Origin of the sequence: Sinimarinibacterium thermocellulolyticum (assembly GCF_040327995.1) — a bacterium.
GTDB lineage: Bacteria > Pseudomonadota > Gammaproteobacteria > Nevskiales > Nevskiaceae > Solimonas > Solimonas thermocellulolyticum.
On the sequence record NZ_JBEPIJ010000007.1, the window covers coordinates 14195 to 37072 of the forward strand.

The 22878-nt window shown below is 68.9% G+C and carries 17 protein-coding genes and 1 tRNA gene; 6 read left to right on the forward strand and 12 right to left on the reverse strand.

Features of this window, described 5'->3' with window-relative positions:
• Positions 1 to 2: 2 nt before the first annotated feature.
• Together ABSH63_RS07700 and ABSH63_RS07705 are read right to left on the reverse strand one after the other, a co-directional pair.
• A complete protein-coding gene (locus ABSH63_RS07700; RefSeq protein WP_352888761.1) occupies positions 3 to 944 on the reverse strand; it encodes a DegV family protein in 942 nt (313 codons plus the stop codon).
• A 91-nt stretch (positions 945 to 1035) separates the two neighbouring features.
• Positions 1036 to 2718 carry an AMP-binding protein gene (locus ABSH63_RS07705; RefSeq protein ID WP_352888762.1) on the reverse strand — a complete coding sequence of 561 codons (1683 nt, stop codon included), beginning with the start codon at positions 2716 to 2718 and terminating at the stop codon, positions 1036 to 1038.
• Between the two features lie 252 nt (positions 2719 to 2970).
• Between ABSH63_RS07705 and roxC the strand changes: the two genes are divergently transcribed.
• Positions 2971 to 5445, forward strand: a complete 2475-nt coding sequence (roxC, locus tag ABSH63_RS07710) for a putative rubber dioxygenase RoxC (RefSeq protein WP_352888763.1) — start codon at positions 2971 to 2973, stop codon at positions 5443 to 5445.
• A 42-nt stretch (positions 5446 to 5487) separates the two neighbouring features.
• On the opposite strand, the gene ABSH63_RS07715 is transcribed toward roxC, so the two are convergent.
• The 3 genes from ABSH63_RS07715 to ABSH63_RS07725 are packed head-to-tail and all read right to left on the reverse strand — an operon-like array spanning position 5488 to position 9900.
• Positions 5488 to 6327 (reverse strand): M90 family metallopeptidase, encoded by an 840-nt coding sequence (locus ABSH63_RS07715; RefSeq protein ID WP_352888764.1) that lies wholly within the window; start codon positions 6325 to 6327, stop codon positions 5488 to 5490.
• Between the two features lie 10 nt (positions 6328 to 6337).
• Complete coding sequence (gene uvrD / locus ABSH63_RS07720; RefSeq protein ID WP_352888765.1) at positions 6338 to 8581, reverse strand: DNA helicase II; 2244 nt, start codon at positions 8579 to 8581, stop codon at positions 6338 to 6340.
• Positions 8582 to 8610: 29 nt separating this feature from the next.
• On the reverse strand, positions 8611 to 9900 hold the full coding sequence (locus ABSH63_RS07725; RefSeq protein ID WP_352888766.1) for an alkaline phosphatase PhoX: 1290 nt from the start codon (positions 9898 to 9900) through the stop codon (positions 8611 to 8613).
• 138 nt (positions 9901 to 10038) lie between these two features.
• Between ABSH63_RS07725 and ABSH63_RS07730 the strand changes: the two genes are divergently transcribed.
• Positions 10039 to 10842, forward strand: a complete 804-nt coding sequence (locus tag ABSH63_RS07730) for an SDR family oxidoreductase (protein ID WP_352888767.1) — start codon at positions 10039 to 10041, stop codon at positions 10840 to 10842.
• A 128-nt stretch (positions 10843 to 10970) separates the two neighbouring features.
• On the opposite strand, the gene ABSH63_RS07735 is transcribed toward ABSH63_RS07730, so the two are convergent.
• The 3 genes from ABSH63_RS07735 to ABSH63_RS07745 all read right to left on the reverse strand — a co-directional run bounded on the left by ABSH63_RS07735 (position 10971) and on the right by ABSH63_RS07745 (position 15716).
• On the reverse strand, positions 10971 to 11561 hold the full coding sequence (locus ABSH63_RS07735; protein WP_352888768.1) for an SPOR domain-containing protein: 591 nt from the start codon (positions 11559 to 11561) through the stop codon (positions 10971 to 10973).
• A gap of 130 nt (positions 11562 to 11691) precedes the next feature.
• On the reverse strand, positions 11692 to 13470 hold the full coding sequence (gene argS, locus ABSH63_RS07740) for an arginine--tRNA ligase (protein ID WP_352888769.1): 1779 nt from the start codon (positions 13468 to 13470) through the stop codon (positions 11692 to 11694).
• 89 nt (positions 13471 to 13559) lie between these two features.
• Positions 13560 to 15716, reverse strand: coding sequence for a primosomal protein N' (locus ABSH63_RS07745; RefSeq protein ID WP_352888770.1), 2157 nt, complete (start codon positions 15714 to 15716; stop codon positions 13560 to 13562).
• Positions 15717 to 16029: 313 nt separating this feature from the next.
• Here ABSH63_RS07745 and ABSH63_RS07750 point away from each other — a divergent pair, with 313 nt between their 5' ends.
• Entirely contained in the window at positions 16030 to 16905 is an 876-nt protein-coding gene (locus ABSH63_RS07750) for a DMT family transporter (RefSeq protein WP_352888772.1), read from the forward strand.
• Positions 16906 to 16972: 67 nt separating this feature from the next.
• Here the strand turns inward: ABSH63_RS07750 and rarD are convergent, their stop codons facing one another.
• Positions 16973 to 17842 carry an EamA family transporter RarD gene (gene rarD / locus ABSH63_RS07755; RefSeq protein ID WP_352888773.1) on the reverse strand — a complete coding sequence of 290 codons (870 nt, stop codon included), beginning with the start codon at positions 17840 to 17842 and terminating at the stop codon, positions 16973 to 16975.
• 181 nt (positions 17843 to 18023) lie between these two features.
• Entirely contained in the window at positions 18024 to 18377 is a 354-nt protein-coding gene (locus tag ABSH63_RS07760) for a hypothetical protein (RefSeq protein WP_352888774.1), read from the reverse strand.
• Between the two features lie 115 nt (positions 18378 to 18492).
• Here ABSH63_RS07760 and ABSH63_RS07765 point away from each other — a divergent pair, with 115 nt between their 5' ends.
• Positions 18493 to 19491: a GGDEF domain-containing protein gene (locus ABSH63_RS07765; RefSeq protein WP_352888775.1), complete on the forward strand. Its 999-nt coding sequence runs from the start codon at positions 18493 to 18495 to the stop codon at positions 19489 to 19491.
• Between the two features lie 31 nt (positions 19492 to 19522).
• On the opposite strand, the gene sat is transcribed toward ABSH63_RS07765, so the two are convergent.
• Both sat and ABSH63_RS07775 read right to left on the reverse strand, forming a co-directional pair.
• Positions 19523 to 20707, reverse strand: a complete 1185-nt coding sequence (gene sat, locus ABSH63_RS07770) for a sulfate adenylyltransferase (protein ID WP_352888777.1) — start codon at positions 20705 to 20707, stop codon at positions 19523 to 19525.
• Between the two features lie 62 nt (positions 20708 to 20769).
• Positions 20770 to 21372 (reverse strand): ATP-dependent Clp protease proteolytic subunit, encoded by a 603-nt coding sequence (locus ABSH63_RS07775; RefSeq protein ID WP_352888778.1) that lies wholly within the window; start codon positions 21370 to 21372, stop codon positions 20770 to 20772.
• Between the two features lie 349 nt (positions 21373 to 21721).
• Between ABSH63_RS07775 and ABSH63_RS07780 the strand changes: the two genes are divergently transcribed.
• Together ABSH63_RS07780 and ABSH63_RS07785 are read left to right on the forward strand one after the other, a co-directional pair.
• The gene (locus tag ABSH63_RS07780) at positions 21722 to 22633 is read left to right on the forward strand and encodes a TIGR01777 family oxidoreductase (RefSeq protein ID WP_352888780.1); all 912 of its coding nucleotides are present in this window, start codon (positions 21722 to 21724) and stop codon (positions 22631 to 22633) included.
• 12 nt (positions 22634 to 22645) lie between these two features.
• Positions 22646 to 22722 (forward strand) — tRNA-Arg (locus ABSH63_RS07785).
• The last annotated feature ends 156 nt before the right edge of the window (positions 22723 to 22878 follow it).

Consider the following 22878-nt stretch of genomic DNA (forward strand, 5'->3'; position numbering starts at 1 on the left):
GATCAGCCGTCGAACTCGTGCTCGACGTCGGCGAACGCGAGCCCGAGTGCGCCGTCGCCCACATTGGCGGCGCCGGACATGCTCATCATGCTGCTGAGCAGTTGCACGCCGTGCTTGGCGCAGGTCATCGCCAGATGCGAGTAGCCGGGCAGGCTGAACAGGTCCTTGAGCTCACCGGCGTAACAGACGGTCAGCACCGGCGCGAGCAGACCGTTCTGGACGTGGCGTGCCGCGTAGTTGAAGAGCCGCTCGGCGCCGCTGTCGAAGTTGCGCAGCTTCGCGCACGGGAAGGTCTGGTTGCGATACCCCTTGACCAGCGGCTTGATGTCGAGCGCATTGCCGAGCGCTGCCCGCATCCAGCTTACCGAGCGGTCGCCGCGCGCATGGGCGCGCATACGCAGATACTGCAGGTCGCGCGGCAGCATGTAGGCGTGCACCTGCGGAATCAGTGCACGCAGCTCGTCTCGGATGGCGATCATGCCGGCGCCCTGGGCGATGCGCTGCGCCGCGACCGCGGCGATCAGGCCTTCGCCGGCGAAGGCGTTCTCGCTGTCGACCACGCGCATCGCGAACGGCGTCGTGTGCCCGGCCTGCTGGCGCGCTGCTTTGTGATGCAGGATCGCCTCGGCGACTGCGCGCTGGGCGTTGTCGTGGATCGGGCTGCGGCTCGAGGCGATGGTGATGCAGAACACGTAGTCGAAATCGCGGACGAGCCGAGTGAGGATCAGCTCCTGCACCTGCGCCTGCGAGCACGGCACTGTGCGTGCGTCGCGCCGCGCGGCCAGATGCTCGCGACAGAACTGCCGTGTGGTGTCCTCGTCGCGCGTGTCGACGATCGCGCGGCCATCGACCTCGACCGTGATCGGCAGAATGACGATGCCGTGCTGCCCAATGAACGCCTGCGGCAGATCGCAGGATGAATCGACCACCAGACCGATGCGCATGGTTCTCCCCCCCATGGTCTGATCGATGTGTGCTGCGTGCTCCCGCTTATTGCGTGGCCACACTCCGTCGCGTAAGCCAGCCGGCATCGCGTCAGGCGTCCCAGATCACCGCCTTGCGCGCCGCGAACCAGCCGTCGATCTTGGGCGCGGTGCGTTCCTCGATGACGTTGCGGCGGATCTTCATCGTCGGCGTCAGCGCGCCGTTGTCGATGGTCCACGGCTCCTTCACGACCACGGCGAAGGCGAGCTGCTCGTGCGGGTCGAGTCCGGCGTTCACCTCGTCGATCAGGGTTTTGAGCTCGCCCTCGAGCGCCGCGCGATAATCGGCGTCATTGGCGGCGGCTTTGCGCGCATCCTCGGCGAGCAGCATCAGCGCGAAAGTCGCCGGTTGATTGGCGCCGCCGACACAGACCGCTTCGACCTTGGGATGCGCACCGAGCTTGTTCTCGATCGGCACTGGCGCGACGTACTTCCCCTTGGAGGTCTTGAACAGCTCCTTGACGCGGCCGGTGATGCGCAGGCGGCCTTCGCTGTCGATCTCGCCCATGTCGCCGGTCTTAAAGAAACCGTCTGCGGTGTAGCACTCGGCGGTCTTCTGCGGTTCCTTGAAGTAGCCCATCATTTGTCCAGGGCTCTTGACCAGCACCTCGCGCGTTTCCGGGTCGATGCGGCATTCGACGCCGACATTGGCCTGGCCGACGTAACCGATGCGCGCCGCGTTGGGCCGGGAGAAGTGCGAATAGGCCATGTTCTCGGTCATGCCGTAGGCTTCGAGCAATTCGAGGCCGAGGCTGCGGTACCAGGCGATGGTTGGCGGCGGCAGCGGCGCCGCGCCGGTGAGACCAATGCGCACGTGATCCAGGCCCAGGCCTTCGAGAATCTTGCGCTTGACCCTGCGCCCGAGGATGGGGATGCGGAACAGGATCTCTTGTTTCTTCTTCGGCAGCTTGGCTTCTACGCCGAGCTGAAACTTGGTCCACAGCCGCGGCACCGAGAAGAAGATCGTCGGCCGCGCACGCTTGAGGTCATCGAGGAAGGTCTCCAGCGACTCGGCGAAGAACACGTGGAAGCCGTGGTAGGTCGACTGCGTCTCGACGACGATGCGCTCGGCGACGTGCGCGAGCGGCAGATAGGAAATCATGCGGTCATCGGGCTTCGACGGCATGATGTCGACCATCTTGGTGCCGCAGACGTAGAACGAGCGGAAGCTCTGCATCACGCCCTTGGGCTGGCCGGTGCTGCCCGAGGTGTAGACGATGGTCGCCATCTCGTCGAGATCGCGATCGGGGTTGCCTTGCAGCGGCGCCGTGCGTGCGAGGATGTCGTCCCATTGCTCGCCTTCGGTCGGCGGCGCCAGCGGCAGCGTCACCACCGGCAGGTCCTTGGGCACGCCCGGCTTCATCGCCGCCCAGCCGTCCAGCTTGCCGACGAACAGCAGCTTGGATTCGCTGTGTTCGAGGATGTAGCGCACGGTGTCGGCGGCGAGCGTCGGGTACAGCGGCACGGTGACGTGCCCGGCCATCCAGATCGCCCAGTCGGCGATGATCCAGTGCGCGCTGTTCTTGCCGAGGATCGCGATCTGGCTCTTGGGCGGGAAGTTCAGCGACTGCAAATACGCAGCGATGCGCCGCGCCTGGTCCACCGCCTGCTTCCAGGTGTACTCGACGACGTTGCCGCCACCGACCGGCTGGGTGAAGTGCACGGTGTCCGGACACCGTCGTTCCCAGTCATAAATACACGCCAGCGGCGTGCGTGGCGTCGATGCGGCGCTCATCGGTTCGTTCTCCTCCGGTAGACGTTCGATCGGCTGGCCACCGTGCGATGGCCGGTGCCGACTATATCGAGACTCAGGGCCTGCGTCGAAGCCTGGGGTCCAATCTTGAGCAGGCTCGCCTCGGTGGCGCCGGCCGTCGTCGATTTTCTTCGGTTGAGCCTGCACTTGCGCTCACGCGGACGCCGCGCGCAATCCGAGTAGATCGCCGCGGCGGCGGGGGCTAAGGTACGGTGCCCTGGGAGGAGTCGGGACATGGACGAGACTCGGATGCAGCGAGGTGCACGTGGCATGGCCGGCCTGCTGTCTCTGGGGCTGCTCGCAGCGTGCTCCGGGGACTACAGCGGCAGCACCGGCGGCGGCAACGCCGGACCCTCGCCCGGCGGCGGCGACCTCCGCGGCCTCGAGGATTTCTACGCCCAGCGCATCGAGCCGCGACTGGCGTTCTGCCGCACCTGCCACGTGCCGGGCGGGGTCGCCGACGTCGAGGACGGCCGTCGGTTCATGCTCGGCCAGCGGCCCGGCAACGACTATGCACTACTGCGTGCCTCCTGGGAGGCGCTGGGCGGCAACAATCCGGAATCGCGCATCCTGCTGATGGCCTCGGGCCGCGATGCGCGCAGTCACAGCGGCGGTGCGCCGTGGCCGCAGGGCTCGGACGCCTATCGGGACATGGCGATCATGCTCGGCTGCTTCGAGCAGCCGGCCGGCTGCCTCGATGGCGCTGGCGGCGGGCCGGTGGCCGAGGAGGCGCCGCTACTCGGGAGCAAGCGGGCCCAGCACGTCTGGGCGAGTTACTGCGAAGGCAAGGACGACAGCGCCGTGCTGCCGGCCGATCCGCGCACGCTGGTGCAGCCCGGCACGATCGCGACCGATCGCGCGGTGTTCTTCAATGCCTACTGGGAAGACTGCCACGCCCACATGCCCGAGGCCGAACGGCAGGCGAAAACCTGCGGCGAGTACCGCGCGCGCCGTGACCGCGGCCTGGCGTTCCTGATCGACGAGCTGCCGGTCGGCGCGATGAGCGCCGAGGAGTACAACAACACCTGGCGGAAGTGGGGCCTGCCCGGCCGCCCGGATAACTTCGATCAGCTCTACACGCTGCGCTACGGCCTCAACTACGCGCCTTTTTACAATCCGTATCCGCTGCCCGGCGAGGATCCCAACGCGACCAACGGCGGTTCGGGCCGGCTGCCGCTGGGGCTGCGCCAGCTCAAGGACGAGAACGGCCGCTGGACCGGCGAGATCGGTACCGCGGCCTGCTTCCAGTGCCATGGCGGCCAGATCGGGGAACCGGCAATCGGCGAGCATCTGCTGACGCTGGAAAACCTGGGGCTGGGCAACAACAACTATGACGTGGTGATCTCTGGACAGGACGCCTCGCCGTTCGCCGGCACCTACGTCTCGACGCTGCTGCCGCCGCTGTCGATCGATGCGCTGTTCAACATCGGCATCAAGCAGCGCGGCCAGAACAACGCCGTCGGCGCCTTCGAGTTCCTCGTCACCGTGCTCGATCTGGATTCGCTGGGCCTGAACCCGAACCCGCTCAAGACCGTCGTCGGTGTCACCGGCGTGATCGACATCGCCCATCCGCTCGCGCACACCCAGGACACGCCGCCGTGGTGGAACATGGGCTCGCGGCCACGCAAGTTCTTCGACGCCGGCGTCTCCAACGACTCGACGCGCATCATCATGGCCGCGGGACCGGGCGAGTTCGAGGAGCTGGTCTCGGCCAGCGGCGAGGCGTACCGCACGCGCATCGAGCAGTACGACCAGGATCTCGAAGCCTTCTTCCTGTCGCTGCGTTCGCCCGCATGGCCGGGGACCATCGACACCGCGCTCGCCGAGCAAGGGGCCGTGCTGTTCCACACCAAAGACCTGTGGGCCGAGCCGGGCAATGCCGACGCGCCGCGGCCGCTCGGCGGCAATGGTTCCTGCGCGAGCTGTCACGGCGCCTACTCGCCGCGCTACGTCAACGACCCGGCCTACCTGCAGACGCCCGCGCTCGAAGGCGTGGCCGCGCACATCGTGCCGCTTGCGGTCATCGGCACCGATCCGGCGCGCTCCGACATGCTCACGCCAACCCTGCGCGAGCGCTGGGACACGACCTTCTGGGGCTACAACGACGCCGCCGCCGACTACGTCGCGCCCGAGGACAAGGATCCGCTCACCGAGCTGCTCGATGACATGTATCCGCTCGCGCTGCGGCCGATGGGCGCCTGTGGCTGGGAAAAGACCGTGATCGGCTATCAGGCGCCGCCGCTGTACGGCGTCTGGGCCACCGCGCCGTACTTCCACAACGGCTCGGTGCCGACGCTCGAACAGGTGCTCGATTCATCCAAGCGCCCGGCGATCTGGCAGCGCCAGTTGCAGGAGGATCAGGGCATCAAGGGCTTCGACCAGCGCTTCGGCGCGGCCTTCGACCAGCAGGCGGTCGGGTGGAAGCACCGCGTCCTGGACTGCACCGAGATTCCCGGCAGCGCCATCGCCAACTGCAATCCCGTCGATGACCAGGGGCCGTCGCTGGTGCAGATGACACAGAACTTCCTCAACGGCCTGGTGAGCTGGACCGGGCTGGTCAACATCCCTGATCCTGTGCCCGGTGCCGTCGACAAGCGCCTGGTCTACGACACTCGCATCCTCGGCAACGGCAACGGCGGGCACACGTTCTCGGACGTGCTCACCGAAGCGGAGCGGCGCGCGATCATCGAATACCTCAAGACCCTGTAGCCGCCGCGTGCAAGCTCGGCTTCGCGCGCTCAGGGTGATTCGTCAAGGGGTGGCGTCTGCGCAAGCCTCGGCCGAGCGCCGCGGCCACAGCGGCCGCTGCGCGGTGTCCACGCGGTAGTAGTCGCGCAGCAGCGCGTACAGCTCGCCATGGTGACGCGCGAGCTCCGGGCCGCGCTGGAAGAACGCCTCGGTGGCGACGCCGAAGAACTCGCCCGGACTCTGGGCGCCGTAGGGGTCGAGCACCGGCGGCCGCCGATGGCGCTGCAGGCGCTCGAACTCGCGCGCCATGACGGCCGACCAGCGCGTGTAGTCGCGCATCGCCGGCGCGCCTTCGGTTGCGGGGTTCTCGTCGTCGAGCTGGTGCGCGAACTCGTGCAGCACGACGTTCACCGCATCGCCGTCCAACGCCGCCTGCACATCGGTCCACGACAGGATCACGCGATCCCCGGTCCAGGACTCGCCGATCTGTTCGACCGGCTCGTCGCTGACCAGGCCGAGCTCGTCCGGCGTATCCACGCGCACGTAGAAGCGATCCGGATACAGCAGCACCGAGTGCACCAGGGGGAAGAGCTTGGCGCCTTCGCGCAGCAGCAGCAGGCAGGCCAGGCCGGCGACGGCGATGCGCATGTCGTCGACGACGACCAGGCCGTTGCAGCCGACGAAGCGCTTCTCGCGCAGGAAGCGGCCGACCGCGTCGAGATAGCGCGGGCGCAGTGCGGGTGGCACCAGCGCGGCCTGCGGCACCAGGGCATCGAGTCGCTCGCGCCAGCCGTCGGGTTCGGCGGCGACGATGCGTGGGCGACGCCTGCGGAACATCGAGCGCAACAGCAGCGCAAGGCCCAGCACCAGCGCGACGAAGGCCTCGGACGGAAAGCCGGTCATGCGTCGTCGGTCATGCCGGTTGCAGATTGGCCACCGACAGCATCAGCCATTTGGTGCCGGCGGCCTGGAAGCGGACCTCGACGCGCATCCGCTCGCCGTCGCCATCGAACTGCAGGATGGTGCCCTCGCCAAATCTTGCATGGCGCACGCGCTGACCCAGCGCCAGGCCCTGGGGACCCTGGGACTGGCGCAGGCTCTCCGGCAGCGGCGTGTGCGAAGGCGCCGGCGTGCCCCATTCGCGGCGGTAGGGCCCGTGCGCGCCCGGCGCGAACGCTTGGCGCACGACGTGCGCGCGTGGACGCAGCTCGACCATGACGTGGTGCGGGATCTCGCGCAGGAACTGCGAGGGCACACAGAGCTGTTCGACACCGTGCAGCCGGCGCCGCTCGGCATAGCTCATGTAGAGGCACTGGCGTGCGCGCGTGATGCCGACGTAACACAGGCGGCGCTCCTCGTCGAGCTTGCCTTCGTCGGTCGCGCGCACGTGTGGGAACAGGCCGTGCTCCATGCCCACCATGAACACCACAGGAAACTCAAGGCCCTTGGCCGCGTGCAGGGTCATCAGTTGCACGCAGTCCTCGCCGGGGCCGGCCTGCTGCTCGCCGGCCTCGAGCGCGGCGTGGGTCAGAAACTGGGTGAGCGGATCGAGCGCCGGCTGGCCTTCGGCCGGCGGCTCGATCGACAGCTCGAAGCTGCGCGTCGCCGAAATCAGTTCGTCGAGGTTTTCGAGCCGCGCCTCGGCTTGCTCGCCCTTTTCCTTGTTGTAATGGTCGCGCAAACCGGAACGCTCGATCACACGCTCGGTCGTCTTCGACAGCGACAGCTCCTTGGTCTCCGCCGCCATCGACTCGATCAAGGCGAGGAATTCGCGCACGCGCGCCGCCGCGCGGCCGAGCACGGCATCGCCGCCCTCGCGCGCCGCGGCCCACAACGATTGGCCGTGACGGCGCGCGTATTCGCGCAGCTTTTCCACCGTGGTGCTGCCGATGCCGCGCGCCGGCACGTTGACCACGCGCTCGAAACTGGTGTCGTCGTCGCGGTGGTGCAAAAGGCGCAGGTAGGCGAGTGCATCCTTGATCTCTTGACGTTCGAAGAAGCGCAGGCCGCCATGGATGCGGTAGGGGATGTGCTCGCGGATCAGCGCCTCCTCGAGCACGCGCGACTGTGCGCCCATGCGGTAGAGCACGGCGGTGTCGTCGTAGCGATGGCCCGCGGCGACGTGCTCGCGGATGCGGTTGACGACGAACTCCGCCTCGTCGTACTCGTTGTAGGCGGCGTAGAGCTGCACCGGCTCGCCGTCGCCGCTGTCGGTCCACAACTGCTTGCCGAGCCGCGCGCTGTTGCGCGCGATCAGCCCGTTGGCGGCGCTGAGGATCATCCCGGTGGAACGGTAGTTCTGCTCCAGCCGGACGATTTCGCAGCCGGGGAAGTCCGTCGTCAGCCGCATCATGTGCTCGACGCGGGCTCCGCGCCACGAGTAGATGCTCTGGTCGTCGTCGCCGACGGCGAACAGGATGCCGTCGGCTCCGGCGAGCGTGCGCAGCCAGCGGTACTGCAGCGTGTTGGTGTCCTGGAACTCGTCGACGAGGATGTGGCGGAAGCGGCGCCGGTAGTGCGCCTGAATCTCGGCATGGTCGCGCGTCAGCTCGAAGGCGCGCAGCAGCAATTCGGCGAAATCGACGACGCCCTGGCGCCGGCAGCTCTCTTCGTAGGCGCTGTAGATGCGCACGAACTGCCGTTGGGTGAAGTCGCCTTCGTCGCTGAAGTGCTGCGGGCGCCGCGCTTCTTCCTTCTGCGCGTTGATCCAGCCCGCCACGGTCTTCGGCGGCCACTGGTCGTCCGCGAGGTCGAGGTTCTTGAGCACGCGCTTGACCAGGCGCAGCTGGTCGTCGGCGTCGAGAATCTGGAAGTTCTGCGGCAGATCGGCTTCACGGTAGTGCATGCGCAGCATGCGATGGGCGATGCCGTGGAACGTGCCCACCCACATCGCCCGGATCGGCACGTCCACGAGCTGCTCGATGCGCGCCCGCATCTCCGCCGCCGCCTTGTTGGTGAAGGTCACCGCGAGAATCGACAAGGGCGAGACGTTCTCCGCGGCGATCAGCCAGGCCACGCGGTGCGTGAGCACGCGCGTCTTGCCGGATCCGGCGCCGGCGAGCACCAGCCGGTGCTGCGGCGGCGCCATCACGGCTTCACGTTGCGCAGGATTGAGCGCGCCGACGAGGGGGGCGGGATCGAACGAGGGCAGTCGCATCACGCGATTCTACCCCCTCGGTATCGACCTCAAGGTTCGAACCAGGGCCCGCTGACGCAGTAGGTGATGCCGGCGGTGCCGGTCGTGCCGTTGGCGCCGGGGCCGCGTTGGGAGCTGAAATAGAAGTGGCGGCCGTCGGGCGAGAACGCCGGGCCGGTGACTTCGGAGCCGTCCTGGCCGACGAGTTCGATCAGCGGGACGATGCGGCCGTCGCGGGTGATGGCGACGGCCTGCTGACTGGGGTCGGACTTGTCCTCGACGACGATGATGTCGCCACCGGGCGTGATGACGATGTTGTCGACGGAGTCGAGGATGGGCTCGGCGAACATGGCGTCGTCGTAGATGCATTCGACGGTCTGCGCGAGCGGGTCGTGCGCCCAGATGCGACGGTCGCCCTTGGTGCCGAAGTAGACGATGCCGTCGTGGTACCAGATGCCCTCGCCGCCACGAAAGGCGGTGCTCTCGGGCACCTGCAGGCGCGTCGGGGTGCCGGTGAGCACGCCGCCGAGCACGGGATTCGGGTCGGGCACGTCCAGCCACTCGACCGGCAGCGGGCCGAAGGTGCCGGGCGCATCGACCTCGTCCTGCGTCGCCAGCACACGCATGACCTGCAGCCTGCCGGATGACAGGTCGGCGCGGCCGCCGATGTTGGGCGCATCGGGCACGAAGCGGTAGAAGCGGCCGTCGGACTCGTCCTCGGTCTCGTACACGATGTTAGTGCGCGGATCCACCGCGGCCGCCTCGTGCGCGAACGTACCGAGCGCGCGCAGCGGACGCGCCAGCTCGCGGCCCCAGGGATCGCACTCCCAGATCAGGCCCAGCTCGTATTCCTCGCCGGACAGCCAGGTGCGCCACGGCGTGATGCCGCCGCCGCAGTTGATACGCGAGACCAGTCCCGACAGCACGTTGTAGCCGTCGACGACTTCGCCGCTGGCATCGAAGCGCAGCGCGTTGGCGCCGCCCGGCAGAAATTCGCGGTTGGAGACGTAGATCCAGCCGCCGTCGTCGGTGGCGTAGGTGGCCGCGCCGTCCGGGTCGGTGTGCCACAGCAGGTTGGTGTTGGGCACGAGGCGATTGGCCTGGGCGATCACGCGGGCGGTGAAGCCCTCGGGAATGCGGATGCCGATGTCGAGCGGCTCGCCCAAGGGGCCAATGTTGCCGAGCCGACCGGCGCCGCCCGAGCCGCCGCCATCGCTGCTCGATCCGCAGCCGCTCAGCGCTCGGGCCAGCGCGAGATAGCCGACGGCCTGTGCGCCGCCGCTCAGCAAGCGACGGCGGGAGAGCGGACGTTTCCAGGGTGAGGCGGATCGGAGCAGCATCGCGGGCGGTAGAGTGCAGAACAAGAACACAAGGGCGCCAGCATAGTCGCCGATTGCGACAGGCCGATGAAGTGGGCGATGCCCGCGCCCGGACTGCGGCCGATATACTGCCCGGACATCGACCACGGGGGCATGACCATGAAGACCATCCTGATCACCGGCGCCAGCACCGGCATCGGCCGCGCGACCGCGGAGCGGTTCTTCGCGCGCGGCTGGAACGTGGTTGCGACGATGCGCACGCCCAAGTCCGAGCGCGAGCACGACCGCTGGCTGGTGACGCGGCTCGACGTGACCGACGCCGATTCGATCGCTTCGGCACTTAAGGCCGCGAATGAGCGCTTCGGCCGCATCGACGCTCTGGTCAACAACGCCGGCTACGGCCTGGTCGGCACGTTCGAGTCGATGGACGAGGCGCGCATCCGGCGCCAGTTCGAGACCAATGTCTTCGGCCTGATGCGCATGTGCCGTGCGCTGATCCCGCAGTTTCGCGAGCAGGGCGAGGGCATGCTGATCAACGTCGCCAGCATGGGCGGCCGGCTCACCTTCCCGTTCTACAGCGTGTATCACGCGACCAAGTGGGCGGTCGACGGCTTCACCGAAGCGCTGGCCTTCGAACTCGCGCCGCTTTGCATCCGCGTCAAGCTGATCGAGCCGGGCGCGATCAAGACCGACTTCTACGAGCGCTCGGCGGACTTCGTCCACGACCGCGCCCTGAGTGCGTACAACGCCATCGTCGACAAGGGCATGCGGCGCATGCGCAAGGCGGCGAGCCGGGGCGCCGCCCCCGAAGCCGTGGCCGATGCGATCTGGAAGGCCGCGACCGACGGCTCTTCGCGGCTGCGCTACGTCGTCGGCGCCGACGCCAAGGGCCTGCTGGCGCTGCGCCGCGTGGTCCCGGACGGGGTGTATCGGCGCCTGATCGCGAAGCAGCTACTGGGTTGAGCTGCGTCTGCCCGGTGTTAGGGGCTTTGCCGTCGGTGCGCATCGGCGGCCATATAGTCGGACGGGACTACGTTTGGTCCGGCTCGGATGCGGCGTAAAGCCGGCGATCCCGGCGCACCTGGTACGCCCTACTGCAGCTTGATCAACAGCGCCTCGATGCCGTTCTCGTCGAGGCGCGCCAGGGTCGACTGCACCTTGCGCCAGTCGTTCTCCGGCCCGATGCGCACGCGGTAGTAGGTGTCCTTGCCGTCGATGGTCACGCTTTCGATGCGTGATTCGATGCCGATCAGCGCGAGGCTGGCCTTTTGCCGCTCGGCGTCGGCCTGCGCGCGGAACGAGGCCACTTGGATGACGTAGCGCTCGCCGCCGGTCGGCGCGGCGCCGGCGGCCGGGGCGTTCGCGTCGCGCGCGGCGTCCTTGGGCACGACCACTTCCTGGTTCTTCAGGATCTCGTAGAAGGTGAAGCGCGGCTTTTCCTTCGGCGGCAGCGGAATCGGCGCGTTCTGGTCGGGCTTGGCCGGTGTCGCGGCGGGCTCGGTGCGCACGAGGGTCTTGTGTTCGACCGGCCGCGAGATGTAGACGAAGGCGGCGACGACCAGACCGACGGAAAGGCCGACCACCAGCCAGATCCAGCCGGGCAGGCCAGCGCGCACGGCAGCGCCGCGTGCGCGCGCCTGACGGCCGCTGCTGCGGCTGCGCTGGGCGTAGTCACGCGACATCAACGTGCCTGTCGCCGCAGGCGACGTTTGTGTCCCTTGCCCGCGTCGCGGCAGAGGGGGGACCATCCGCGGATGCGGATGCTGGGGTGAGAGCTAGTCACATGTAGTCGCTCCATGTCCGGCATGGTCGTCACATCTTCTCCGGCGCGGAGACGCCGAGAATCGCAAGACCATTGCGGATCACCTGGCCGGTCGCGCGGATCAACGCCAGACGCGCGGCCTGCAGCTCGGGATCATCCTCGACCAGGAAGCGGTGTGTGTTGTAGTAACTGTGCAAGGCCTCGGCGAGATCCTTGAGGAAGAACACCACCGTGTGCGGTGTGTACGCGGCGGCGGCGCGTTCGAGCATCTCCGGATAGCGCGCGAGCAGCGTGAGCAGCGCCTTTTCGTGCTCGTTGGTCAGGCGGTGCAGGGTGAGCTTGGCGGTGTCCGCGTCCCATTGCCCGTTCTTGTCGGCGAGTTGCTGGAACACGCTGCAGATGCGCGCATGCGCGTACTGCACGTAGTACACCGGGTTGTCGTTCGACTGCGAGCGCGCGAGGTCGATGTCGAATTCCAGGTGTTGGTCGTGCGAGCGCATCAGGAAGAAGAAGCGCGTCGCGTCGGCGCCGGCATCAATGATCAGATCCTGCAGCGTGACGAAGTTGCCGCTGCGCTTGCCCATGCGCCCGCTCGACAGCGTGACGAACTGGACGAGCTGCACGTTGAGCGCGTCCTTGCGCCCGGTCAGCGCCTCGATCGCGGCGCGCACGCGCGCGATGTAGCCGTGATGGTCCGCGCCCCAGACGTCCATCAGCACCGGCCAGTTCCGCTCCAGCTTGTCGATGTGATAGGCCAGATCGTTGCAGAAATAGGTGGCCGCGCCATCGGCCTTGACCAGCACGCGGTCCTTCTCGTCGCCGAAGTCTGCGGTACGCATCCACAGGGCGCCGTCCTTCTCGTAGGTCAGGCCCCGCTCGGTGAGCCGCGCCAGCGCCTTGGCGACGAAACCGCTGTCGACCAGGGCCTGCTCCGAGGTCCACTGGTCGAAGTGGACGTTGAAGTCGGCGAGCGTCTTGCGGATGGTCGCGAGCTGGTCGGCCAGGGCGGCGGACCGAATCTCGGCATAACCGTCGCCGAGCAGCGTCTTTGCGCGAGCGATCAGCGCATCGAGATAGCGCTCCTGCTGCGCCTTGATCTCGTCCTTCTGCGCCTCGCTGGCACCGTCCGGCACTGCGGGGTCGGGCGGCAGACCGGCCAGCACCTCGGCCGCCGGCCGGCGGAAAGTCTCGCCGTGCCGCTCGCGCAGCGCCGCCGCGGTGCGCTGGATGTAATCGCCCGGATACCCGCGTCGCGCGACCTCGATCGTTTCGCCGCAGGCCTGCAGATAGCGCGTCCACACGCTGGTGGCGAGCACGTCGACCTGGCGGCCGGCGTCGTTGATGTAATACTCGCGCCAGACGGTCCAGCCGGTCGCCGCGAGCAGCCGCGCCATCGAATCGCCGTAGGCGGCGCCGCGGCCGTGGCCGACGTGCATGGGTCCGGTCGGATTCGCCGAGACGAACTCAACCATGATGCGGCCCTTGCTGCCGGAACGGTCGCAGCCGTAGGCATCGCCCTGGGCGAGCACCTCGGACACCACCGATTGCAACGCCGCCTGCGCCAGAAAGAAGTTGATGAAGCCGGGGCCGGCGATCTCCACCTTGGCGACGCGCGTCGACTCCGGCAGATGCCGCAGCAGCATCTCGGCGACGGCGCGCGGCGGCTTGCCCAGCGGCTTGGCGAGCTGCAGGGCCAGATTGGTCTGGAAGTCGCCGAACTTCGCGTCGCGTGTCGCGTCGAGCTGGATCGTGGGCGCAAGGTTCGCGCCGGTCTCGGCCAGGGTGCGCTTGAGCGCGGTGACCAACAACTCCTGCAGGTGTTCTTTCATCGAGTGCCGCCGCAAACCACAAGGCGCGAATTCTACCCGCTGGCGAGGGCAGGGCCATCGGCGGCCCCGAGCGCGGGGTGCGGCTGTCGCTACATCAGGTCGTAGGGATCGACATCGACCGACCAGCGCAGCCGGCGCGCCTGCGGCCATGCTTCGATCTGCGGCACGACGCCGGCCAGCGCACGGTGCAGCGCCGCACGGCTGGCTGACTGCAACAGCAGTTGCGCACGCGCAAAGCCGCCGCGGCGTTCCATGATCGAGGGAACGGGCTCGAAGACCGTGACCTCGCCCGCCGGCACGCGCGTGCGGACCTGCTGCAAAAAGCGCAGCGCCAGCGTCGGCTCACGCGATTCGGCGCGCAGCAGGGCCAGATGGCTGTACGGCGGCAGGCCGGTGTCGCGGCGCTCGGCGAGCAGCGCTTCGCACAGCGCGCCGTAGCCGTGCCGGGCCAGCGTCTGCAGCAGGGGATGCTCCGGTTCGTGCGTCTGCAACCAGACCTCGCCCGGCTGGCCGGCGCGGCCGGCGCGGCCGGCGACCTGGGTCACGAGCTGACCCATGCGCTCGACGGCGCGAAAGTCGCTGCCGTACAGCGCCTGGTCGGCGGAGACGATGCCGACCAGCGACAACCCCGGAAAATCGTGGCCCTTGGCGAGGATCTGGGTGCCGACGAGGATCTGTGCGCGGCCTGCGCGGATGTCGGCGAGTTGGCGTTCGAGCGCCGCGTGGCTGGTGATGCGATCCGAATCGAAGCGCGCGACGCGGTACTGCGCAAAGCGATTGGCCAGCGCCTGTTCGATGCGCTCGGTGCCGGCGCCGACCGCGAGCAGGCCGGTCGAGCCGCAGGACGGACAGTGGCGCGGGGGCGGCTGTTGCGCGCCGCAGTGATGACAGATCAGCAGGTTGCGGCCGCGGTGCAGGGTCAGGTGCGCATCGCACCGCGTGCACGGCGCACGCCAGCCGCAGGCATGGCACAACAGCACCGGCGCATAACCGCGGCGGTTGAGGAACAAAAGGGCCTGACCGCCATCGCCGAGGTGACGCTCGATCGCCTGCAGCAAGGGCGGCGACAGGCCATGGTCGAGCGGCAGGCCGCGCACGTCGAGCACACGCACCCTTGGCGGCGGTGCCGCATGCACACGCCGGCGCAACGTGATGTGGCGGTAGCGGCCGCTGCGCGCGTTGTGCAGACTTTCGAGCGACGGCGTCGCGCTGCCGAGCAGCACCGGGATGTCCAGGCGCTTCGCGCGCAGGATCGCGACATCGCGCGCCGAGTAGCGAAAGCCGTCCTGCTGCTTGTACGAGGTATCGTGCTCCTCGTCGACGACGATCACGCCCAGCCGCGCGAACGGCAGCCACACGGCCGAACGCGTGCCGATGACCACGCGCGCGCTGCCATCGCGCGCCGCGAGCCAGACCTGCGCGCGCGCTTTATCGGTGAGCGTCGAGTGATAGCGGTGCACGCCGTCGCCGAAGCGTTCGCGCAGGCGTGCTTCGAGCTGCGGGGTGAGGCTGATCTCCGGTGCCAGCAGTAGCGCCTGGCGGCCGCTCGCGAGCGCGGCCTCGATGCGCCGCAGATACAGCTCGGTTTTGCCGCTGCCGGTGACGCCTTCGAGCAGGTGTACCGCGAAGCCGGCGTCGTCCGTCGCAAGCTGCGCCAGCGCCGCGGCCTGCTCCGGCGTCGGTGTCGGTGCGACGACTCGCGGCAATGACGGTGCGGCGACGCTGGGCTCGATCCAGCCGGCGTCGAGCGCGCGCCGCAGCACGGCGGCGCTGGCATCGAGTGCTGCGCGCGCGCGCGGGCCGGCCACGAGCGCCTGCAGCAGGCTGCGCTGCGCGCGGCGGCTGTCCGCCAGCGTGTCGAGCGCGGCGCGGCCGGCGGCGGTCAGCGCATAGCACTCGGCGCGCGCCACGCGGGCCGGCTCCCCGCGGCGCAGTCCCCCGGGCATCGCGGCGCCGAGCACCTCGCCGAGCGGGTGCAGGTAGTAGTCCGCGGCCCACTCGCACAGGCCGAGCAGCTCGGCCGGAATCAGCGGTTCCTCGTCGAGCAGCGCCTCGATGTCGCGCAGCTCGGCCACCGCGCCGGGCGCCTCGCGCGGCGCCTGCACGACGATGCCCACGAGGCTGCGCCCACCGAAGGGCACGCGGACGCGGCAGCCGCGCCGCAGGCGCGCGGCCAGATCGGCAGCGACGCGGTAATCGAAGCCTCGGCGCAGCGGAACCGGCAGGCTGACCGTCGCGACCAGCACCTCAAACCCTGTGGATAACTGTGTGGATGCGCCCGGACCCGTTCGACGGGGCCGAAGCACCACCGGCAAGCCGATTTGCGCTCATCCGTCAAGTTCCGCAAATATAATCAATATAATCATCGGCTTATACAAACATGACGAGATTTTGACGGAAGTCGGGCTTGATGATGACGGCCGCGCTTGATCTCGCTGACTTGTGCATAAGGAACCCGGGGTGCGGCCGCTGCGCATCATATCGGTGCTCGCCGGCGGCCGCGCCGCCCAGCGGACTGCTAGGCTTGCGCGCCATGACGATCTTCCCGCGGCTGCCGATATGACTCCAGCCGCGCGGGCGTTGCCGGCACTGGTGCTCGGCGCCGTGTTGATCGGCCTGGCGCCGATCTTCGTGCGGCTGGTCGATGTCGGTCCGAGCGCGGCCGCGTTCTGGCGCCTGGCGCTGGCGCTGCCGCTGCTCGGTGTGCTGATGCTGCGCCGGCGCGCGGCGGCGGCCGGCGGCGAACGCGGCGCGCTGCGCTGGCTGTGGCTCGCCGGACTGTTCTTCGCGGGGGATCTCGCCGTCTGGCATCAGGCGATCGAGTTCACCTCGGTGGCCAATGCGACGCTGCTGGCCAATGTCGCGCCGGTATTCGTCGCGCTGGCAATGTGGACGCTCTACGGCGAGCGCATCAGCGGCCGCTTCGCGCTTGGCCTTTTGCTGGCGCTGGCAGGCGCCGCCTGCCTGGTCGCCGACAGCCTCGGCATCAGCCGCCAGACCGCGTTCGGCGACCTGCTCGGCGTCATCGCGGCGATGTTCTACGCCGGCTACCTGATCGGCGTCAGCCGCCAGCGCCGCGTCTTCGACACCGTGCAGGTCATGTTCTGGACCACCGCCGCCGGTGCCGTGGTCACACTGCCATTGGCCGTGGCGCTGGGCGAGACGCTATGGCCGGCATCGACACGTGAATGGGGGCTGCTCGTCGGTCTGGCCCTGCTCTCGCACGTCGGTGGGCAGGGGCTGATCGCCTACGCGCTGGCGCACTTGCCGGCGGCGTTCTCGTCGGTGAGCCTGCTGCTGCAGCCGGTCGCGGCGTCGCTGTTCGCGTGGCTGCTGCTGGCAGAGGCCTTCGGCCCGCTGCAGGCGCTCGGCGGCGCGATCGTGCTCGGTGGCATCGTGCTGTGCCGGTTTTCGATGCTGCGCGCACAGCGCTGAGCGCTCGCGCCGGTCCGCGATGGCAGGAGGCGAACCGCGTGCCACAGGGCCGGACCAGCGAGGTCCGTCATCCGCGACGGCGCCGTGCTCGCGCAAGGCCGTCGATCGCGTAGATCCCCAGTGCCAGCCAGATGCAGCCGAAGCCGAGCGCCTGCGTGCGCGTGAACGGCTCGTCGAACAGCAGCACGCCGCAGGCGAGCTGTAGCGTCGGCGCGAGATATTGCAGGATGCCGATCATCGACAGCGGAATCCGGCGTGCGCCGATCGCGAACAGGACGAGCGGCAGCGCCGTCACCAGGCCGCCGGCGACCAGCAGCACGTCGACGTGCGGGCCGTGATGGCCGAAGCCGCCACTGCCGGCGGCTTCGCTCCACAGCAGGAAGGTGGCGGCCGGCACGAACAGCAGGCCGCTCTCGATGGCGAGGCCCTGCACCGCCGGCACCACCGCGAGCTTGCGGATCAGGCCGTAGCCGCCGAACGACAGGGCCAACGCCAGCGCGATCCACGGCGGGCGGCCGCCCTGCCAGGTCAGCCACAACACGCCGGTGGCGGCGACGCCCACCGCGAGCCACTGCGCGGCGTTCAGCCGCTCGCGCAGGATCAGCACCCCCATGAGCACGCTGACGAGCGGGTTGATGAAGTAGCCGAGACTGGTTTCGACCACGTGTCCGGCATTCACCGCCCAGATGTACAGCCACCAGTTGGCCGAAATCAGCGCGGCGCTGGTGGCGAGCATCGCCAACAGGCGCGGCGACAGGCTGCGCAGCCAGCCGAAGCCCTCGCGCAGCCCAAGCCACAGCGCGACGAACAGCAGGCACCAAATGATGCGGTGGGCCATGATCTGCGCCGCAGGAACGCTCTGCAGCAGCCGCCAGTAGATCGGGAACAGGCCCCAGATCAGGTAGGCGGCCGCGGCGGCGGCGAGACCCTGGCGCATCGTGGCAGGAGCCGCTTCAGCCGGCCACGCCCGGCCACGCGCCGCGCCCCACGGGGCGTGGCCGGGCCGCAGGATAGGGCGGCGTGGCAGTGGCGCCACGGCGGGCAGCGGCGGGCATGAGGAAAAGGCGCAAACAAGGGGCGCGCAGTCTACGCCGACGCCGGCCTTGTCGCAGCGGGGCCTAGCGGGTTTCGCTGCGGCGGCTCACAAGGTGCAAATGCAGCAGCGAGACCGGCTCGCGCGCCGCCAGCGCGGCGTCGAAGCGAGCGACCGCCTCGGCGCCGCTGCGGCGCTGCAGGTCGGCGCGCACGGCGTCGATCTCCGCCGGCATCGCGTCGCGGATGACGAACCAGTGGACGCAGAAGGCCAGCGCCAGCGCCACCGCGGCGGCGTTGCGCCGTGCCTGTGCGGAGCGTAGCGCCGTGCGCCGGTACGGCGGCTGCGGGTACGCCACCGGCGCCCGTGCGCAGTCATCGTTGGCCGGCGGCGCGACGCACAGGACGGCGGGACTCGGATCGTGCTGTAGCGTTTCCACGGCACGCGTCGTTCGGGGTGGCGCGTAACTGTCGCGCGCGGTCGCGCCGCAAGCCGTGCCGCTGGGCGCGAGCGGTCGCGAGGCGCCGCCGAACGGTCGGCGTAGAATCCGGCGCATGGACCCGCAAGTGCGCTTTCTCGATCCGCCGGTGAGCTGGGCCCTGCGCTCCTGGGACCGGCATCCGGCCGCCGAGCTGCTGCCGGATCGGCACCAGTCGCTGTTGCGTAGCGAGCCCGAGAAATACGCGCAGATGGTGCAGGGCGTCACCAGCTTCGGCATCTATCTGATCGACCGCGACGGCGTGATCCGCAGTTGGAACCGCGGTGCCGCGAACCTGACCGGCCACGCGCGCGAGCAGGTGCTCGGCCAGCCGTTCCAGATGCTGTTCGTCGACGCCGACGTACGCGCCGGGGTGCCGCGACGCACGCTGGAGTTCGTGCGCGCGAATCATCACGTGCGCGACGAGCAGCGGCGCGCGCGCCGCGGCGGCGCGGATTTCCTCGCCCAGATCGCGCTCGATGCGCTGCGCGCCGCAAGCGGCGAGCTGCTCGGCTTCGTCGAGGTGTTCCAGGACATCACCGAGGCCAAGCAGCGCGAAGAGCGGTTGTACCAGCGCGCGACCCGCGATCCGCTGACCGGCGTCGCCAACCGCGGGCATTTCACCGAGATGGCGGCGCTGGAAATCGAGCGCGCACGGCGCTTCGCCGAGCCGCTGTCGCTGATGCTGCTCGACATCGATCACTTCAAGCGCGTCAACGACACGCACGGGCATGAAGCGGGCGATCGGGTGATCCAGACGCTGGCGCAGACCTGCGTCGCCAGCGCTCGCAAGATCGACCTGGTCGCGCGCCTGGGCGGCGAGGAGTTCGCGATCCTGCTGCCGCGCGCCAACAAGGAGCCGGCCGCCGAGATGGCGCAGCGCCTGCGCCGCCTGATCGGCGAGCAGCGTGTGCCTATCGGCGGCGGCCGCGAGATCGCGTTCACCGTGAGCATCGGCGTCGCCTCGCTGCGGCCGACGACGCGCGACCTCGCCGAGCTGCTGCGCAATGTCGATGCCGCGCTGTACAAGGCCAAGCGCGAAGGGCGCAACCGCGTGGAGCTGTGGTTCGAGTAGCGGGCGCTGCGGCGCGGCGCCCCGCGGCGACTCAGGCGTCGATGCGTTGGTAGTAATCCATGAGGATCTTGGCGACTTCGGGCCGCGAGAACTCCGGCGGCGGGGCGATGCCCTGGCCGAGCATCTCGCGCACCTTGGTGCCGGACAGGTTGATGAAGTCCTCGGGGCCGTGGTCCGGCGCCTCGCGCATCATCACCACGCGGCCGAGCTTCTTGCTCCAGGCGGTGTTGTCGGCGCCGAAGATCTGGATCTTCAGCGCATCGGCGGGGATTCGCTTGAAGATGTCCTGCGCGTCGAAGGGACCGTAGTAGCTGCCGACGCCGGCATGGTCACGGCCGACGATCAGATGCGTGGCGCCCATGTTCTGGCGGAACACCGCGTGCAGCACCGCCTCGCGCGGGCCGGCGTAGAGCATGTCGAAGCCGTAGCCGGTGACCATCACCGTGTTCGGCTCGAAGTACAGCTCGACCATCTTGCGGATGCAAGCATCGCGCACGTCGGCCGGAATGTCGCCCGGCTTGAGCTTGCCGAGCAGCATGTGGATGACGATGCCGTCGGCGTTCAGCCGCTCCTTGGCCATGCGGCACAGCTCCTCGTGCGCGCGATGCATCGGGTTGCGGGTCTGGAAGGCGACGACCGTGTTCCAGCCGCGCCGGCGGATCTCGTCGCGGATTTCGACCGCGGTGCGAAAGGTGTCCGGGAACTCGGCCGGAAAGTAGCTGTAGTTCAGCACCTGGATCGCACCCGACAGCAGGGTGTTGCCCAGATCGGTGAAGGTGGCGACGCCGGGGTGCTTGGGATCGAGCGTGCCGAAGATTCTCTCGGTCATCAGCTTGATCTGCGCGTCGGACACGGTTTCGACCGCGGCGACGTCCATCACCGCCAGCACCGGATGGCCGTCGACATTCGGGTCGCGCAGCGCGATGCGCGTGCCGGCCTTGATCGAGCTGTCCTTGGTCAAGTTGACGATCGGCACCGGCCAGAACAGGCCGGACGTGGTCTTCATCGACTCGGCCACCGACAGCGCGTCGGCCAGATTCATGTAACCGGTCAGCGGGTTGAAGTAACCGGCGCCGAGCATCACCGCATTGGCGGCGGCGGCGGAGTTCACCAGCAGCGACGGCAGTTTTTCGGCCTCGGCCTGCAGCTTGGCGCGGGCGGCGTCATCGGCGACGTAGAGCGGATTCAGGGTGGCGGAACCGTGCGGGGCAATCATGTCGTGAACCGTGTCGAGCAGCGGAGTGTGGGGTGGCGTAAGGCGCGGCATCGAGCGCCTAGCTAGCCGCCGATTTCGTTGGCGCTGGTGATGATGCGGCCGACCAGGCCGTAGTCCTTGGCCTCCTGCGCGCTCATCCAGTAGTCGCGCTCGGTGTCCTGCTGGATGCGCTCGAGCGGCTGGCCGGTTTCGCGCGCGAAGATTTCGTTGAGGCGACCGCGCATGCGCACGATCTCCTTGGCCATGATGGCGATGTCGGACGCGGTGCCGCCGGCGCCGCCGGACGGCTGGTGCAGCATGAAGCGCGTGTTCGGCAGGCTCAGGCGGTTCTCGCGCTTGGCGGCGGCGTAGATCAGCGCGCCGGCGCTGGCGACCCAGCCGGTACCGATGATGCGCACCGGCGGCGTGACGAACTTGATCATGTCGTGCATGGTGTCGCCGGATTCGACATGGCCGCCCTGGCTGTTGATGTAGATCGTGATCGGCGCGTCGGAGTCCGCGGCCAGCGCCAGCAGGCGTGCGCTGAACAGCTCGGCGACCTTCTGGTTGATCGCGCCGTAGATCAGGATGGTGCGCGCCTTGAACAGACGCTCTTCGAGCGCGCGCGAGCGCGCGGCCTTGGCCTCGTCTTCCTTCTCGGCGTTGTGGAACGGTTCGATGAGCATGGTCTGTCGGGCGCGTCTAGGCGCGAGCGTGAAGATGGGGAGCGGCGATTCTACCCGGCCCGCCGCACTTTCAGTCGGCCGGCACCGTGCGGCCGCCGGTTCAGGCGCCGTGCCGCCGCCGCGCGTGGCGGCGTTGCGCTCGCCGGGGGGCGTCCACGGTTTGCGGGCACCGACGCGATCGCGCAAAGCGGTGGACCCGCCGCTGACGGCATCGGAACTTTTTTGCGCGGTGGGCGTGCTGATCCCCGTGAGGAACGCGCGGGTCCGTTCACCTGCGGATTCCACCGGTGGATCAAGGCCAGTAATCTAAGCCGTTGCATGCGCAAGCGTGGGTGCGGACGGCAGGTCCATGCATATCCTCGTCACCGGTGGCAGCGGGTTCATCGGCACGGCACTGTGTCGCGCGCTCATCGCGCGTGGCGATGGCGTCACCGTGCTCACGCGCGACGTGGCGCGTGCGCGCCAGCGGTTGCCGCAGAGCGTGCACTGTATTGACGATCTGGCGCAGGCCGCACCGGCCGAGGCCGTGGTCAATCTCGCCGGTGAGAATCTCGGCGACGGTCGCTGGAGCGCCGCGCGCAAGCAGCGCTTCGTCGACAGCCGCGTGCAGACCACGCGCCGGCTGATCGACTGGATGCAGACCGGCCCGCGGCCGCAGGTGCTGGTGTCGGCTTCGGCGATCGGCTGGTACGGCGCGCGCGGCGACGAGGAGCTCGGCGAGAACGCATCGCCCGGACGGCCGGATGAGTTCAGCGCGCAGCTATGCCGCGCCTGGGAGGCCGAGGCCTTGCAAGCCGAAGGCTTGGGCGTGCGCACTTGTTTGCTGCGCATCGGCATCGTGCTTGAACGCGACGGCGGCAGCTTGCAGCAACTACTGCTGCCGTTCCGTCTCGGTCTGGGCGGTGTCATGGGTAGCGGCGCGCAGTGGATGTCGTGGATCCACCGCGACGATCTGGTCGGCCTGATCCTGTGGCTGATCGACACGCCGCAGGCGCAGGGCGCCTACAACGGCACAGCACCGCAGCCGGCGCGGCATCGCGAGTTTGTGCGCACGCTGGCGCGTACGCTGCGCCGTCCGGCCCTCATCCCGATTCCGGCGCCGGCGCTCCGACTGCTGCTCGGTGAAATGGCGGGCCTGGTGCTCGAAGGTCAGCGCGTGCTGCCCCAGCGCGCGCTACGCGGCGGCTACGTGTTCCGCTACCCCGATCTGGCAACCGCGCTCGCCGCGATCCTTGCCCCGCGTCGGCCGCAAGTCCATTAGAATCCGCGCCACGCGCCCGTAGCTCAGCTGGATAGAGTACTTCCCTCCGAAGGAAGGGGTCAGAGGTTCGAATCCTCTCGGGCGCGCCAACAACTGGATCGCCCCGGGTTTTGAGCGGGCTCCGACGCTCGACAAGGCAGCCATCGAGCAGACATCGAAGTTCTCGTCCGAAGTGCGCGAGCGCGCCGAGGCCTGGCTGCGCGACGACAACCACGAGATCCCGCACGAGTCGCTGAACGACCTCA

Excerpts from the sequence above, each read along its gene's own strand:
- roxC (WP_352888763.1), top strand. The coding sequence starts at position 2,971 with ATGGACGAGACTCGGATGCAGCGAGGTGCACGTGGCATGGCCGGCCTG.
- ABSH63_RS07735 (WP_352888768.1), bottom strand. The coding sequence starts at position 11,561 with ATGTCGCGTGACTACGCCCAGCGCAGCCGCAGCAGCGGCCGTCAGGCG.
- argS (WP_352888769.1), bottom strand. The coding sequence starts at position 13,470 with ATGAAAGAACACCTGCAGGAGTTGTTGGTCACCGCGCTCAAGCGCACC.
- ABSH63_RS07730 (WP_352888767.1), top strand. The coding sequence starts at position 10,039 with ATGAAGACCATCCTGATCACCGGCGCCAGCACCGGCATCGGCCGCGCG.
- sat (WP_352888777.1), bottom strand. The coding sequence starts at position 20,707 with ATGATTGCCCCGCACGGTTCCGCCACCCTGAATCCGCTCTACGTCGCC.
- uvrD (WP_352888765.1), bottom strand. The coding sequence starts at position 8,581 with ATGCGACTGCCCTCGTTCGATCCCGCCCCCCTCGTCGGCGCGCTCAAT.
- ABSH63_RS07780 (WP_352888780.1), top strand. The coding sequence starts at position 21,722 with ATGCATATCCTCGTCACCGGTGGCAGCGGGTTCATCGGCACGGCACTG.
- rarD (WP_352888773.1), bottom strand. The coding sequence starts at position 17,842 with ATGCGCCAGGGTCTCGCCGCCGCCGCGGCCGCCTACCTGATCTGGGGC.
- ABSH63_RS07775 (WP_352888778.1), bottom strand. The coding sequence starts at position 21,372 with ATGCTCATCGAACCGTTCCACAACGCCGAGAAGGAAGACGAGGCCAAG.
- ABSH63_RS07715 (WP_352888764.1), bottom strand. The coding sequence starts at position 6,327 with ATGACCGGCTTTCCGTCCGAGGCCTTCGTCGCGCTGGTGCTGGGCCTT.
- ABSH63_RS07750 (WP_352888772.1), top strand. The coding sequence starts at position 16,030 with ATGACTCCAGCCGCGCGGGCGTTGCCGGCACTGGTGCTCGGCGCCGTG.
- ABSH63_RS07705 (WP_352888762.1), bottom strand. The coding sequence starts at position 2,718 with ATGAGCGCCGCATCGACGCCACGCACGCCGCTGGCGTGTATTTATGAC.
- ABSH63_RS07765 (WP_352888775.1), top strand. The coding sequence starts at position 18,493 with ATGGACCCGCAAGTGCGCTTTCTCGATCCGCCGGTGAGCTGGGCCCTG.
- ABSH63_RS07725 (WP_352888766.1), bottom strand. The coding sequence starts at position 9,900 with ATGCTGCTCCGATCCGCCTCACCCTGGAAACGTCCGCTCTCCCGCCGT.
- ABSH63_RS07700 (WP_352888761.1), bottom strand. The coding sequence starts at position 944 with ATGCGCATCGGTCTGGTGGTCGATTCATCCTGCGATCTGCCGCAGGCG.